This window comes from Sodalis sp. C49 (assembly GCF_046352915.1).
Taxonomy (GTDB): Bacteria; Pseudomonadota; Gammaproteobacteria; order Enterobacterales; family Enterobacteriaceae; genus Acerihabitans.
The window spans coordinates 3,813,239-3,825,747 of record NZ_CP163303.1 but is presented as its reverse complement, the minus strand read 5'-3'; the positions used below and the strand labels follow the sequence as shown (position 1 = coordinate 3,825,747).

General features: G+C 55.3%; 14 protein-coding genes and 1 tRNA gene. 8 read left to right on the top strand and 7 right to left on the bottom strand.

Annotation, left to right across the window (positions count from 1 at the left end; translation table 11 throughout):
• The first annotated feature begins 5 nt into the window (after positions 1-5).
• On the top strand, positions 6-983 hold the full coding sequence (locus tag ABUK12_RS17210) for a spore coat protein U domain-containing protein (protein WP_410012993.1): 978 nt from the start codon (positions 6-8) through the stop codon (positions 981-983).
• Positions 984-1,118: 135 nt separating this feature from the next.
• On the opposite strand, the gene ABUK12_RS17205 is transcribed toward ABUK12_RS17210, so the two are convergent.
• The 5 genes from ABUK12_RS17205 to ABUK12_RS17185 form a co-directional block, all read right to left on the bottom strand.
• Positions 1,119-1,403: a hypothetical protein gene (locus ABUK12_RS17205; RefSeq protein ID WP_410012992.1), complete on the bottom strand. Its 285-nt coding sequence runs from the start codon at positions 1,401-1,403 to the stop codon at positions 1,119-1,121.
• A 703-nt stretch (positions 1,404-2,106) separates the two neighbouring features.
• A tRNA-Pro gene (locus ABUK12_RS17200) sits at positions 2,107-2,183 on the bottom strand.
• A 100-nt stretch (positions 2,184-2,283) separates the two neighbouring features.
• Positions 2,284-3,972: a kdo(2)-lipid A phosphoethanolamine 7''-transferase gene (gene eptB, locus ABUK12_RS17195; protein WP_410016687.1), complete on the bottom strand. Its 1,689-nt coding sequence runs from the start codon at positions 3,970-3,972 to the stop codon at positions 2,284-2,286.
• Between the two features lie 291 nt (positions 3,973-4,263).
• Positions 4,264-4,692, bottom strand: a complete 429-nt coding sequence (locus ABUK12_RS17190) for an organic hydroperoxide resistance protein (protein ID WP_410012991.1) — start codon at positions 4,690-4,692, stop codon at positions 4,264-4,266.
• Positions 4,693-4,852: 160 nt separating this feature from the next.
• Positions 4,853-5,314, bottom strand: coding sequence for a MarR family winged helix-turn-helix transcriptional regulator (locus tag ABUK12_RS17185; protein WP_410012990.1), 462 nt, complete (start codon positions 5,312-5,314; stop codon positions 4,853-4,855).
• Between the two features lie 195 nt (positions 5,315-5,509).
• Between ABUK12_RS17185 and ABUK12_RS17180 the strand changes: the two genes are divergently transcribed.
• Complete coding sequence (locus ABUK12_RS17180; RefSeq protein ID WP_410012989.1) at positions 5,510-6,706, top strand: multidrug efflux MFS transporter; 1,197 nt, start codon at positions 5,510-5,512, stop codon at positions 6,704-6,706.
• A gap of 317 nt (positions 6,707-7,023) precedes the next feature.
• Here the strand turns inward: ABUK12_RS17180 and ABUK12_RS17175 are convergent, their stop codons facing one another.
• Positions 7,024-7,623 (bottom strand): nitroreductase family protein, encoded by a 600-nt coding sequence (locus tag ABUK12_RS17175; protein ID WP_410012988.1) that lies wholly within the window; start codon positions 7,621-7,623, stop codon positions 7,024-7,026.
• Between the two features lie 194 nt (positions 7,624-7,817).
• On the opposite strand from ABUK12_RS17175, the gene ABUK12_RS17170 reads away from it, so the two are divergent.
• From ABUK12_RS17170 to ABUK12_RS17145, 6 genes are all read left to right on the top strand, one after another.
• Complete coding sequence (locus tag ABUK12_RS17170) at positions 7,818-8,336, top strand: cupin (protein WP_410012987.1); 519 nt, start codon at positions 7,818-7,820, stop codon at positions 8,334-8,336.
• 24 nt (positions 8,337-8,360) lie between these two features.
• Positions 8,361-8,762 (top strand): VOC family protein, encoded by a 402-nt coding sequence (locus ABUK12_RS17165; protein ID WP_410012986.1) that lies wholly within the window; start codon positions 8,361-8,363, stop codon positions 8,760-8,762.
• Between the two features lie 86 nt (positions 8,763-8,848).
• On the top strand, positions 8,849-9,205 hold the full coding sequence (locus ABUK12_RS17160; RefSeq protein ID WP_410012985.1) for a VOC family protein: 357 nt from the start codon (positions 8,849-8,851) through the stop codon (positions 9,203-9,205).
• A 117-nt stretch (positions 9,206-9,322) separates the two neighbouring features.
• Positions 9,323-9,922, top strand: a complete 600-nt coding sequence (locus tag ABUK12_RS17155; protein WP_410012984.1) for a DJ-1/PfpI family protein — start codon at positions 9,323-9,325, stop codon at positions 9,920-9,922.
• 82 nt (positions 9,923-10,004) lie between these two features.
• Positions 10,005-10,553: an isochorismatase family protein gene (locus ABUK12_RS17150; protein ID WP_410012983.1), complete on the top strand. Its 549-nt coding sequence runs from the start codon at positions 10,005-10,007 to the stop codon at positions 10,551-10,553.
• Positions 10,550-11,467 carry a GlxA family transcriptional regulator gene (locus ABUK12_RS17145; RefSeq protein WP_410012982.1) on the top strand — a complete coding sequence of 306 codons (918 nt, stop codon included), beginning with the start codon at positions 10,550-10,552 and terminating at the stop codon, positions 11,465-11,467. The genes ABUK12_RS17150 and ABUK12_RS17145 overlap by 4 nt, the downstream gene beginning before the upstream one ends.
• Positions 11,468-11,502: 35 nt before the next feature.
• Here the strand turns inward: ABUK12_RS17145 and ABUK12_RS17140 are convergent, their stop codons facing one another.
• Complete coding sequence (locus ABUK12_RS17140) at positions 11,503-12,504, bottom strand: acyltransferase (RefSeq protein ID WP_410012981.1); 1,002 nt, start codon at positions 12,502-12,504, stop codon at positions 11,503-11,505.
• Positions 12,505-12,509 lie beyond the last annotated feature (5 nt).

Below are 12,509 nucleotides of genomic sequence, written 5' to 3'. Positions count from 1 at the left end.
GCTTGATGAAAACCCTTTCCCCGGGATTGCTGTTGCTCGCATTATTATGCCAGTCCGCCTTTGCCGCCTGCGCCTTGCCCGGCCGTACCGTCGCCTTTGGCAAGGCAAGCTCTTTCAGCATTAACAGCACCGTCAGCACGTCCAGCAACAGTATCGAGGTTAACTGCGGCGCCGGCAGCACGCTTGCCCTGCTGAGCACCGACCATATTGATCTGCAGCTCTATTCCGCCAATGCCACCAGCAGCGGACAGGCGGCGCTGAAAGCCATCGACGGCGGCGATGTTATCCCCATCCAGGTATGCACCGCCGCCAACTGCGCCACGCAACTGGCGCTTAACGGCGCCCCGGTGAGATACCATTCCGCCGAGCTGGTAAACCTGGTTGGGCTGATGGGGGGGTCGAACTTCAGTATCCCGCTGTATTTGCACACCATGACGGGCCAGAACGTGGCGGCGGGAACCTATACCGTCACCCTGAATATCCTGGTGAACTACGCTATCTGCACCGGCATAGGCGCGCTGGGACAATGTATGCCGGGCAGCAGCCAGATGGGTTCCGCCATGGTGCCGCTGACGGTTAACCTGGTCATCACCAACGACTGCGTCGCTATTACCGCCCCCGACATCAGCTTTGGCGCCGCGCCGCTGGTGAGCGGTTTTAATCCGGTATCGCAGACGATCGGCATCGTCTGTACCAAAGGCAGCACGTATACGGTGGGGATGAATAACGGCAATCATGCGGTCGGCAACGTCAGGCACATGGCCAGCGGCGGCAGTCTGCTCGGCTATGAGATCTCTAAATCCAACGGCGCCGAGTCCTGGCGTGACAACGGCAATGACCGCTGGTCCAGCGCGCTATCCAATAGCGTCAGCAGCGACGGCACCCTGCGTACCTACAATTATGTCGCGCGGATTTTGCCAAACCAGCCTACGCCGCCGCCGGGCAATTATACCGATAATGTGGTTATCGATCTGTCGTTCTAGGCCGTGCGGCAGGCGTTAAACAATAAAGAGTGGAAAGGGCTTAATTTCACGAATATCGCTATTATCAATAACCAATCCATTGACGTTTTTTATAGAGTGGATTTTTGCGGCACCCTGGGCGGGCGTTAGCGGACGCTACGCCAGAGGCGTGGGTTTTGGCACCGACTTCCTGATCAATTCATCCGTTTCGAACGCCGGAATAGCCTCGCCGGAAAAGGCGACGGCATACCTTTGTCCCCCTGAACTGATATGCACAACAGTATCGTAGCTTTTACCAGAGGTTTCTTTTCTCCGCTTTGTCCTGCGAGACATCAGCTGAAGCGTTGTTTTTGGCATGACCAGAATACGTCCAAGCCTGAATTCATCATGATAAATAGACGTTTTCCTGTCATTTTCAATCAAAAAGAAATCAACTTTCATATCATCCCCGCATCGCTTGTTATATCGTTTAAAAATGCCCCCAGGGCCTGACTTTATTATACGAATTCATCGTCTCCCTAAAATAGCATCCAATGCCGACAGCAAAATAATATCCAGACTAATTTATAACATGCGCCGTCAAGCCGGCAGATACAAGCTTTTTTAACATTTATTTGACATATCCAGGCAATGCCAATGCTAATTTCCTGTTGTAAAGGTAAATTTATTCAAAGAGTTGTTCAGCAATTCATCAGCAATGCTTAAGAAAAAATGCAGCTTTGCCACTTAAGATAATGCGTTAGCGACAAGAGAATTTACGGGCATGATTTATCGATGCCAATTGATTGCCTTTTATAGAAGCGTATTTTAGCCCGCCGCGTGCTTTTTATATTTTCACCCGCAGATAAACATATAATCTCAAATGTCAGTCAGGTAAATTTTTATAATTAATATATTTTGTAAAACGAATTATGGATTTGCTTATCCCCACCCGGGCCTCAAATCCTTGCCGGCCGTCGTGCCGCGGTTATTTTTACACAGGAAATCACCTGTTCCCGATAATATCGGCTGGCGGGGCTGAAGCGTTTTTCCCAAAACGGGCGCGCTGGTCAGGGACGAGGTTTGCTGCAAAAAAAAAGCACGTCCTAAGACGTGCTTTTTTTCTGCCTTGTCTGGACTGCTGGAGACAAGACCTTGAAGAGGTTGGTCGGTGAGAGAGGATTTGAACCTCCGACCCATACGTCCCGAACGTATTGCGCTACCAGGCTGCGCCACTCACCGAATGCGGGCGCATCTTACTGCGGCCGTCTTTTTGCGTCAATCCCTTTTTCAAGAAATACTGCCGACTGTTTACAAAAGCGCCGCCGGCGGTACCTGTCGCTTACAGGGCCATCCCCTTGGCCGCAGGCTTGGCGCACCAGTTGTTCCGCGGGTTGATGCCGCCGTTCGGCGACGTATAGCCCAGGCAGCCGAGAATGGTATCAAACAGCTCTTCATGGCGATGGGTGGCGCCGATACGCTGCTGGGCCTGCAGGCGGTCGAACGCCTCCCGATGGGGCTGGTCGGCCAGGAACGCATCCGACGCCCAGACCATCATCGGTACGCGGAACTGTTCCGGCGGCGCCATATCGCGCGGCGTGCCGTGTAAATGGTAGTTTTCATCAATGGACTCGCCATGGTCGGAGGCGTAGAACACCAGGGCTTTTTTATTGCGCATCCTGTCGATGACGCTTGCGATAAAACTATCGGTATACAACACGCTGTTATCGAAGGCATTGATAAGCTGCGCTTTGGAGCAGGCATGATCCACGCCCATGCATTCAGGCTGGTAGCGGGCAAAATCCCGCGGATAACGCTGCGAATAGAGGTAATGCGAGCCTTTGGTATGCAACACCATCAGGTGCTTGCCTTTGGGGTAGCGTTTAAGCGATTCGCTCATCTCATCCACCAGCAGCATATCATCCACGGATTTGCCGTCGTTGCGTTTTTCCGCGGCGATCATCTCGCGAAACGAGAAGTTATTGGCATAGGTATTTTTATAAAACCACACCTCGCTCTGCATGGCGAACAGCTCCGAGGTAAAGCCGAGCGAACGCATTACCGCAAAGATATTCTGCTCTTTTAACGTCCGCTGCTGGTTATCCGCTGTCCCGCCCTCGCGCACGAACATGCAGCGCAGGGAGAGTTTGGTGGAGGTATCGCAGGATTGCCCGCGAAACGCCACCAGGTTTTTCTCGCGGGATAATTTGGGCGTGGTATCGCGGTGATAGCCCAGCAGCCCCATATGGTCCCAGCGGGTAGTTTCGCCGATGATAAAAACCACATAGGTATCATCGATACCGGCCGGAGGAACATAGGTAAACTGCTTGGCGGGATCGAACAGCGTGTCATTGTCCTGGTTTTCGTCGAAATGGGTGTAGGCGAACAGGCCGAGGGCCGCCATCCAGTTAACCGGCAGGTAGGAATGCGCGATAACGCCGCCGTAGCTGGGCAGATCGATATTGGTGATTTTTTCGCGCACGTTCTGCGCCTTATCCTGATAGCGCACCGGCAGCCAGATCAGCGCCAAAGTAACCAGTAGGATCAACAGAGGCTTAATGCGCTGGCCGGGGGTCTTCATCTGCTGGATCAGGGTACCGCTCACCGAGTGTTTCCAGATCAAAAACAACGGCAAGGCGCTGACCGCCACCATCCACAGGACAAAATAAAACCCGACCACCTCTTTTGATAAATCAATATCCGTGGTCATGACAGAGGCAATAATGCCGTAGCCAATAACGACATTAAAATAGGTCATGTAATAACTGGCGGCAACCGAGATTAACAACAATACTGTAGCCACAGTACGGTAGAAATGACGCCCGCCCAGCGAAATCAGCCGCAGCAAAAAGAAGGTGGATAGCACCGTCACCATAATTTCGGTAAGGGCGATAACCATGTGGCCGACGGTGGTAACCGGATGAAGCACATCGAAACGCCGGATAAAAACCGACAGGTTAAGAAAAAAACCCACATAAACAGCGATTATTATCGATAGTTTTTGCTGCGACAGCTGTTTGACTAATTTAATCAAGGCAATAGTCCATGATAATCAATAAATTAAGGTCTCGCTGCCGGCGATTTGGCTAGCGGATTCGCACCCGACTTATGCCGCCATGGCTAACAACGAATGGATAAGCATACCTTTAATGTGCGAAACCATTTTGACAAATTTCATATTAAAAAGTTTTGGGTAGTAACGGTTTATCCTGCGGCGGGCGCGCCGGGCAAAAAAAAACGCCGCAAGCAAAGGCTCGCGGCGTTATCCAACCGGTTTCACCGGCAGCCGCGCTGAGCGGCGGCACCGGTTTAACGCTGAAAACTAATTAATGACGTTAAGTTTAACATCAATGTTATTGCGGGTCGCGTTGGAATACGGGCAGACCACATGCGCTTTCTGCACTAACGACTCGGCCAGGCCGCGATCCATGCCGGCTAAATGAATATCCAGCTGGGCTTCAATGGCAAAACCGGTCGGCACCGCGCCGATGCCGACCGTGCCTTCGATAAACGCGTCCGCCGGCAGCTTCACTTTCTCCTGCGCGGCGACATGTTTTAACGCACCCAGAAAGCAGGCGGAATAGCCGGCGGCGAACAGTTGCTCCGGGTTGGTGAATTCCCCGCCCGGGCCGCCCATTTCTTTCGGCACGCCCAGTTTGACATCCAGCACGCCGTCGGATGAGGTGGCCCGGCCATCACGCCCGCCGGTGGCTTTGGCTTTTGCGCGGTACACAACTTTTTCAATAGACATGGTTATTTCCCTCTTACGTTGTTGGATGATGCCTTCGCCGGACCGAGTGCCGGACGAAGATATATTGCAAGCGATTAAATCGCTTGCAACTTAAAAGCAGGGGCTTTATTCAGTATAGCCCATAGCGGTAGCCTGGTCGCCGCTCAGGCCCCCAGGGCGGTTACCACTGCGCCAGCTGGGCGCGCAGGGTTTGCAACTGCCGTTTTAAGTCGTTGAGCTTTTCTTCACTGCAGGCCGTGGCGCACAGGATATCGTCCGGCACCGTGCGCGCGGTTTCCCGTAATGCCCGGCCCTTGTCGGTCAGACGGATAATCACCTGGCGTTCGTCCGCCGCGGAGCGAAAGCGTCCGAGCAGGCCGGCGGTTTCCAGGCGCTTGAGCAGCGGGGTCAGCGTGGCGGAATCGAGATACAGCCGTTCGCCGATATCCGATACCATCACCTCGTCACGCTCCCACAGTACCAGCATAACCAGATATTGCGGGTAAGTGAGATCCAGCTTGACCAATAATTTGCGGTAGACCTTGTTCAAGGCCAGGTTCGCCGAGTACAGGGCAAAGCAGAACTGCTGGTCAAGGGCTAAAGGCGTAGCCGTCGCTTTTGGGTCATCATGTTTCGTTTTCATGGTGTTATTATAAATAGCGCGCGATAGAATCGCAAGTTATTTTTTTGCCCACCTTCCCCCGTCTGGACTGGCGGCGCGGAAAACATACCGTGCGTTTTTGCTACACTTTTTATCGGTAAGTCGTTACCGTAACTTTTCACATCGATGATATCATTAGCAAACTTGCTATTAATCCTTACCTACTGCGTGTGACCCATGGAAGCCTGGAAGATCAATATCTTTTCCGTTTGGTTAGGCTGTTTTTTCACCGGCCTGGCCATGAGCCAAATCCTGCCTTTTTTGCCGCTGTACGTTGAGCAACTTGGCGTGCGATCCCATGAGGCGCTCAGCATCTGGTCGGGATTGGTATTCAGCGCGACGTTCCTGGTTTCCGCGGTAGTGGCGCCGCTGTGGGGCAGCCTGGCGGACCGGCGGGGGCGTAAGCTGATGCTGTTGCGCGCGTCGCTTGGCATGGCGGTGGTGATTGCGCTGCAGGGTTTTGCCAGTAATGTCTATCAGTTATTCCTGCTGCGGGCGCTGATGGGCCTGACATCAGGTTATATTCCCAACGCAATGGCGCTGGTGGCATCGCAGGTGCCGCGCGAGAAAAGCGGTTGGGCGCTCGGCACCCTTTCCACCGGCCAGGTGGCCGGCGTGATTGTCGGCCCGCTGCTCGGCGGCTTTATGGCCGATCACCTGGGTCTGCGGGTGGTATTCCTGGTGACGTCGGCACTGATGTTTACCAGCTTTCTGGTGACGCTGTTCTTGATTAAAGAGAAAACGGTTAACATCAAAAAAGCCGATCAGCTCAAGGGCCGGGCAATCTTTCATTCATTGCCCTATCCAGGCCTGATTTTCAGCCTGTTTATTACCACCATGATGATCCAGCTGACCAACAGCTCGATAAGCCCTATTCTGACTTTGTTTATCAAAGATATCTACAACGATACCGGCAATCTGGCGTTTATCAGCGGCGTGATCGCCGCCGTGCCGGGCGTGTCGGCGCTGCTGGCCGCGCCGCGCCTGGGCCAGTTGGGCGACCGCATCGGCACCTCGCGTATCTTGATGGCGGCGATGATGGCAAGCATAGCGCTGTTTTGTTGCATGGCCCTGGTGAAGACGCCCTTGCAGTTGGGCGTGCTGCGCTTCTTGCTCGGATTCACCGACGGCGCGCTGATGCCCGCCGTCCAGACGCTGCTGGTAAAATATTCCAGCGATAAAGTCACCGGCCGTATCTTCGGTTATAACCAGTCGTTTATGTATATGGGGAATGTGGTAGGGCCGCTCATCGGCTCCAGCGTCTCGGCGGTACTGGGCTTTCGCTGGGTGTTTTTATTCACGGCCTTGATGGTGCTGATCAATACGGTGCAGCTCTGGTCGGGCTTTCGCAAGATCCCCGCCAGGAACAGTTAAATCCAGGGATATCGGCCGCCCATTTGCACCACCATGATACCGGCGCAGATTGCCACAAAGAATAAAAATACCAGCAGAATTCGGGTCATCGCTTCGCTCCTTATCAAAATATTGCCTGTTTTTTGACCAGCCCTTTTATACTATAGCCGCGCCGGCCGAACCTGAAAAACATCTGTGCAAAAAAAATCGTTCGCCATCCCTTGCCCATGCCGGCAGACATGCAAACAAGCGGGAGCGATGGACGCATGTCCGCCACTCCCGCAAGCCGGGTTTTGCCATCAGACCCGTCTTAGCCCAAGCACAACATGCCCGGGATGTTATTTAAAAATGCGGAAACGTTCTTCATCGTCGATAAATGTTTTTTCGCCCGCCGCCTGCTCAATGGAGCCAAACGGCATTTGCGCGCGCAGTTTCCAGCTGTCCGGCAATTCCCAGGTGCGTTTAACCTCATCGTCAATCAGGGGATTATAATGCTGCAAGGTCGCGCCGATACGCTCCTGAGCCAGGGCCGTCCATACTGAAAATTGCGCAATGCCGGTGGAATGTTCCGACCAGATGGGGAAGTTATCGGCATAGGCGGCAAATTGCTTTTGCAAAACATCAATGACCTTGGTGTCTTCAAAAAACAGCACCGTCCCTTTGCCTGCGGCAAATGAGGCCAGTTTGGTTTCAGTGGCGGCGAAGGATTGCGCGGGCACAATCTTCCTCAGCGTTTCTTTAATGATATTCCATAATTTTTCATGCTGTTCACCAAAGAGCACGACAACACGGGAGCTTTGAGAATTAAAGGACGAGGGGCTATGTTTGACCGCGTCTTTCACCAGCGAGGCGATCTGGTCTTCCGATAGCGCGACATTCCTGCCGATGGCGTAAATTGACCGGCGGGCTTTGATGACGTCCAGAAATGCATTGCTCATAGATCTACTCCTGTTAAAGGGAAATTAATGAACGGCGGCTACATGCGGTTCATCGCACCGGCTAGCTTATGCCTTGTCGGTGTAATCTGTAAATCATTCGCATCATTCTCTCGATTAACTATGCTGATAAGACTTATTGCGGATCTTCATGGCATTAGCCCATGACCTACCAGACGAGCAGGAGCGATGATCTTATGACCATAGAAACCCTCGCGTTAAATGAAGCGGTGGGCGGCGTTCCCAACAGTCCGCTGCCCCTGGTCATCTATCGCCGCGTGATACCGGCGCAAACGCCCGATCCGGCGGCCTGGCTGGAACGTCATTTTGCCGCCAATGATTGGCCGGCCCAGTGGCGGTATATTATCTATAACTTCACCCATTTCCATTCCAATTGCCACGAGCTGCTAGGTGTTTACGCCGGCGAATCCCAGGTGCAGTTCGGCGGTGAAAGCGGGCCGGTCGTCACCTTGTCCCTAGGCGATGTGGTGCTGATCCCAGCCGGCGTCGGCCATAAAGCGCTGCAATCAAGCGAGGATTTTATGGTGGTCGGCGCTTATCCCAACGGCATGAACGCCGATTTATGCCGCGACGATCCCGCCAGGCTGGCCTCGGTGCAACAGCATATCGGGCAGGTGCCGTTACCGGCCACCGATCCGATCAGCGGCGATCGGGGCGGCATTACCACGCTATGGCATAATCCGGAACAAGCATAAGCCGGCGCAGAACAGGAGGAAACTATGTCTCGAGTCCAGGCAGTCGATCATTTGGTTATCAGCGTTAGCGATATTGCCGTTGCCAAGAAATTCTACAGCGGATTGTTTACGTTCCTGGGTTTTGACGTGATGGACGAAATGCCCGCGGCGATGGGCTGGAGCAACGGCACGACGCGCTTTTGGATTTACCAGGCGGACGAGCAGGGTAAAAAGCATCCTTATCGTAAAGGCGACGTGGGATTCCACCATTATGCCTGGTCGCTGAACAGCCGGCGGGACGTCGATGAGCTGCAGGCGTGGCTGGAACACAACGGCGCCAGCATCGTCGACCCGGCCGGCGAATATTATGCGGACTATTATGCGGTCTTTTTCCTCGATCCCGACGGCCTGAAGCTGGAAGGCATGCATTACGGCAAACAGGAGTAATACGCGGCCGGGCAATGGACCCGCCTGTCATATAGCCGAACCTGGGCCATACTTAGGTGACCCCCACTCACAAGGAGAAATTCCTGATGAAAGAGATCGGCGCAAACGGCCAGGTGGATTACGTTGAGTTCAACGTCAGCGATATCCAGCGTGCCAAACAGTTCTATGGTTCGGCGTTCGGTTGGGCGTTTACGGATTACGGCCCGACCTATACCGAATTCTACGATGGCAGGATTACCGGCGGCTTTACCTCCACCGAGGCGATTACCCCGGGCGGCGGCCCGCTGGTCATTTTCTACGCCAGCGATCTGCCCGGCACGCTGAAAAAGCTGGAAGCCGCCGGCGCGGAAATCGTCAAGCCGATATTCGCCTTCCCCGGCGGGCAACGCTTTCATTTCAAGGATCCCGACGGCTACATATTAGGCGTTTGGACGGAAGATTAGCCGGCGCGGAAAATCTGCGATCCTCCTGTCAAAAATAAAACAGCGTTCTATTTTTGCGACGCCGTCATGCTACCCTATGGCATCAGGTCATGACTTCATAGGATAACAGGAGGAATTATGTCCAAGACAGTCGCCGTATTGCTGGCGAAGGGTTTTGAGGAAGCGGAAGCCATCATCGTAATTGATGTGCTGCGCCGCTTGGATATCAAGGTTGAAACCCTCTCATGTCAGGATAGGCTTGAGCTGGTGAGCTATCACCAGATCCGGATGTTCGCCGACGCCCTGCTCGAGCATCGCCGGGAGACGCTCTATGACGCGGTGGTGATCCCCGGCGGCCTTGAGGGTACGGTCAACCTGGCCGCTAATCCGCTGGTAACGGATTTTATCCGCCGCCACGATGAGGCTGGCAAATGGATTTGTCCGTTATGCTCGGCCGCGGCCCGGGTGCTGGGCGGCAACGATTTACTCAAGGGACGCCGCTATGTGTGCTCCGGCGATCTGCACCGGGGAGTCAGCGACGGCCGCTTTATTGATGAGAAAGTGGTCGAGGACGGCAACCTGCTCAGCGGTAAAGGACTGGGCGTCGCCTTTGATTTTGCCTTTTCCCTGGCCTATCGCCTCACCGGCGATCAACAAAAGACCGACTTCCAGGTTGAGCATATCTATTACGATTACTGGCGCACGTCAGCGCCGTTAGGCGGTATTGTCCCGAATTAGCCCGATCATGGCCGGATTTAGCCTGTTTATGTGCCCTACCCATGGGCACTATAGTGCTACAGCATTATCACGGAGTCCGGAAATGGCACAAAGCGCGTTATTGATTATCGATGTCCAGCAATCTTTCCTGCAGCGTCCCTTCTGGTCGGAAGACGACGTGCCCGCCTTTCAACAGGCGCTGCTGTCCCTTATCGCCGGGTGCCGGCAGCGCGGCGCGGCGCTGGTGGATATTTTCCATAACAGCGGCGACGGCCCCTTTAGCCCGCAGTCCGGCCTGGTAAAACCGCTGCCGTTCCTGACCCATACCGCCGACGCCACGTTCCACAAACATGTCCATAACGCCCTGACCGAATCCGGCCTGCGCGCATGGCTGGATGAGCGGGACATCAAGCACGTGATCATCGCCGGCATCCGCACCGAGCAGTGTTGCGAAACCACGGCCCGGGTGGCGTCGGACCTGGGGTATCGCGTCACTTTCGTGACCGAGGCGACGCTGACGTTTCCCATGACCCATGACGGCCGGACGCTGAGCAGCGCGGATCTCAAGCACCACACCGAAACGGTGCTTATCGACCGTTTCGCCGCTATCCGCACCGTGGCCGGCTGCCTGGAGGAACTGGAGCAAGCGTGATGCGTGATGTTTATTTCCTGGTATTGCCCCAGGTCATGGCGCTGGATCTCACCGGCCCGGCGGAGGTGCTGGCGCTGTCCGGCGCCTTCAGGCTGCACTACATCGGCCCGCAGGAGGAGATTACCACCTCCATCGGCATGACCGTCAGCCGGATTGCGCCGCTGCCGGCCTCCCTGCCGCCGGACAGCATCGTGGTGCTGGCGGGTGTCGCCGACTCCCGCCAGCAGCTGGACAGCGCGCCGGCGCTGGAGGCGCAGCGGTGGCTGCGTGAGCGCCGATCATCCTTTCAGGATCGGACATGGACGCTGGTGTGCGTTTGCTCCGGGTCGCTGCTGGCCGGGCGGGCCGGCCTGCTGGACGGGTATCGCTGCACCACCCACCATGACGTGATGGAGCGCCTGCGCCAGCAGGCTCCCGCGGCCCTGGTCAAGGACAACCGGATTTTTGTCGAGGATCGGGGGGTATTTACCAGCGCTGGCATTACCGCCGGTATTGACCTGGCCCTGTACCTGGTCAGCCTGTATGTCGGGCCGCAGCAGGCCATGGCCACTGCCCGGGAAATGGTGGTTTATTTCCGCCGCGGCGGCGACGACCCGCAGCTTTCGCCCTGGCTGCGCCACCGTAATCACCTGCACCCGGCGGTACACCGCGCCCAGGACATCCTGGCCCATGAGCCGGAGGCGGAATGGCGCCTTGACGCGCTGGCGCGGCAGGTATTTATGAGCAGCCGCCATTTGACCCGGCTGTTCCGGGAACATCTAGGGCTTAGCGTCAGGGAATATCACGAACAGCTGCGACTGGCGGTGGCGCAGCAGCGTTTACAGCAGGGCCAGGGCATCGAGAAATCGGCGCTGGCCGCCGGTTTTTCCTCCAGCCGCCAGTTGCGCCGGGCGCAGCAGCGCTGGCAGGAATAACGCCCTGCCGGCATATCAACCCCGGATCCGGGATTTCAGCTGACCCAGCGGCGCACATCAACGCGCCGTAGCCCCGCCGCCAGCAGCAGGCTCACCAACAGCGTGGCGATAAACACATACATGATATCCAGCGGCGGCGCCGCTTTAAAATCCAGGCCATGGGTGCGGATAAAATGAATGATAAACGCATGAAAGCCATAAATAGCCAGCGAATAGCGCGAGATCAGGCGTAGCGGCGGCCACCATTGCCGCCGGCAGGCCTGTTTAAAAAATACAAACAGGCTGACGGCGCCGATACATACCAGGGGGCCGCAATAAAGGTAATAGGTATCGGCGAAGTCGCCATTAACGATCAGCTGCTTTTTCGTGCCCACCGCCACCAGCACGACACTGATAATAAACAGCGCCGCGGCGATCACGGGGATTTTTTTACCGCGCAGATCAAGCATACCCACGGCCCGGCCCAGCACCGCATACAAGATGTAATAAAACGTATCGCCGCTGATAAACAGGTTTACCGGCAGCAAGGTTATATGGCCGCGATTGAACGTTACGGTGTTGGGATTGGCCATCACCGCCAGCAGCACTATTATCGTCGCCAGAAAACCGGCGGACACCGGTTTGATTTCGATCAGCGGCGACAGCAGATAAATGACCATCACCGCGTAGAAAAACCAAAGATGGTAGAAAACCGGCTTCTGCAAAGCCCCTTCCAGCGCCCGCGCCGCGTTGATGGGGGTAAAAAGCGCCATATACAGCAGCCCGATCAGGCTGTAAAACAGCAGGCATAGCCCCATGCGCAGGAAATGTCTGGCGCCGGCGCGCCTGGCGCCGAAAAAAAGAAAGCCCGATATCATAAAAAATAGCGGAACGGCAACCCGCGACGCGGAGTTAAGCACATTGGCCAGCAGCCAGTTGTGCTCACCGATGTCCAGGCCATGGGTAACATAAAACGAGGTGGTGTGGATCATTATCACCATCATGCAGGCCAGCGCACGCAGATTATCTATCCAGTCAATTCTTTTATCTTCGTCCACTCACT

What these genes read in the sequence shown, in the direction of transcription:
- ABUK12_RS17170 (WP_410012987.1), top strand. Translation starts at nt 7,818, where the DNA reads ATGACCATAGAAACCCTCGCGTTAAATGAAGCGGTGGGCGGCGTTCCC.
- ABUK12_RS17175 (WP_410012988.1), bottom strand. Translation starts at nt 7,623, where the DNA reads ATGAGCAATGCATTTCTGGACGTCATCAAAGCCCGCCGGTCAATTTAC.
- ABUK12_RS17185 (WP_410012990.1), bottom strand. Translation starts at nt 5,314, where the DNA reads ATGAAAACGAAACATGATGACCCAAAAGCGACGGCTACGCCTTTAGCC.
- ABUK12_RS17160 (WP_410012985.1), top strand. Translation starts at nt 8,849, where the DNA reads ATGAAAGAGATCGGCGCAAACGGCCAGGTGGATTACGTTGAGTTCAAC.
- ABUK12_RS17180 (WP_410012989.1), top strand. Translation starts at nt 5,510, where the DNA reads ATGGAAGCCTGGAAGATCAATATCTTTTCCGTTTGGTTAGGCTGTTTT.
- ABUK12_RS17190 (WP_410012991.1), bottom strand. Translation starts at nt 4,692, where the DNA reads ATGTCTATTGAAAAAGTTGTGTACCGCGCAAAAGCCAAAGCCACCGGC.
- ABUK12_RS17210 (WP_410012993.1), top strand. Translation starts at nt 6, where the DNA reads ATGAAAACCCTTTCCCCGGGATTGCTGTTGCTCGCATTATTATGCCAG.
- ABUK12_RS17150 (WP_410012983.1), top strand. Translation starts at nt 10,005, where the DNA reads ATGGCACAAAGCGCGTTATTGATTATCGATGTCCAGCAATCTTTCCTG.
- ABUK12_RS17165 (WP_410012986.1), top strand. Translation starts at nt 8,361, where the DNA reads ATGTCTCGAGTCCAGGCAGTCGATCATTTGGTTATCAGCGTTAGCGAT.
- ABUK12_RS17205 (WP_410012992.1), bottom strand. Translation starts at nt 1,403, where the DNA reads ATGAAAGTTGATTTCTTTTTGATTGAAAATGACAGGAAAACGTCTATT.
- ABUK12_RS17155 (WP_410012984.1), top strand. Translation starts at nt 9,323, where the DNA reads ATGTCCAAGACAGTCGCCGTATTGCTGGCGAAGGGTTTTGAGGAAGCG.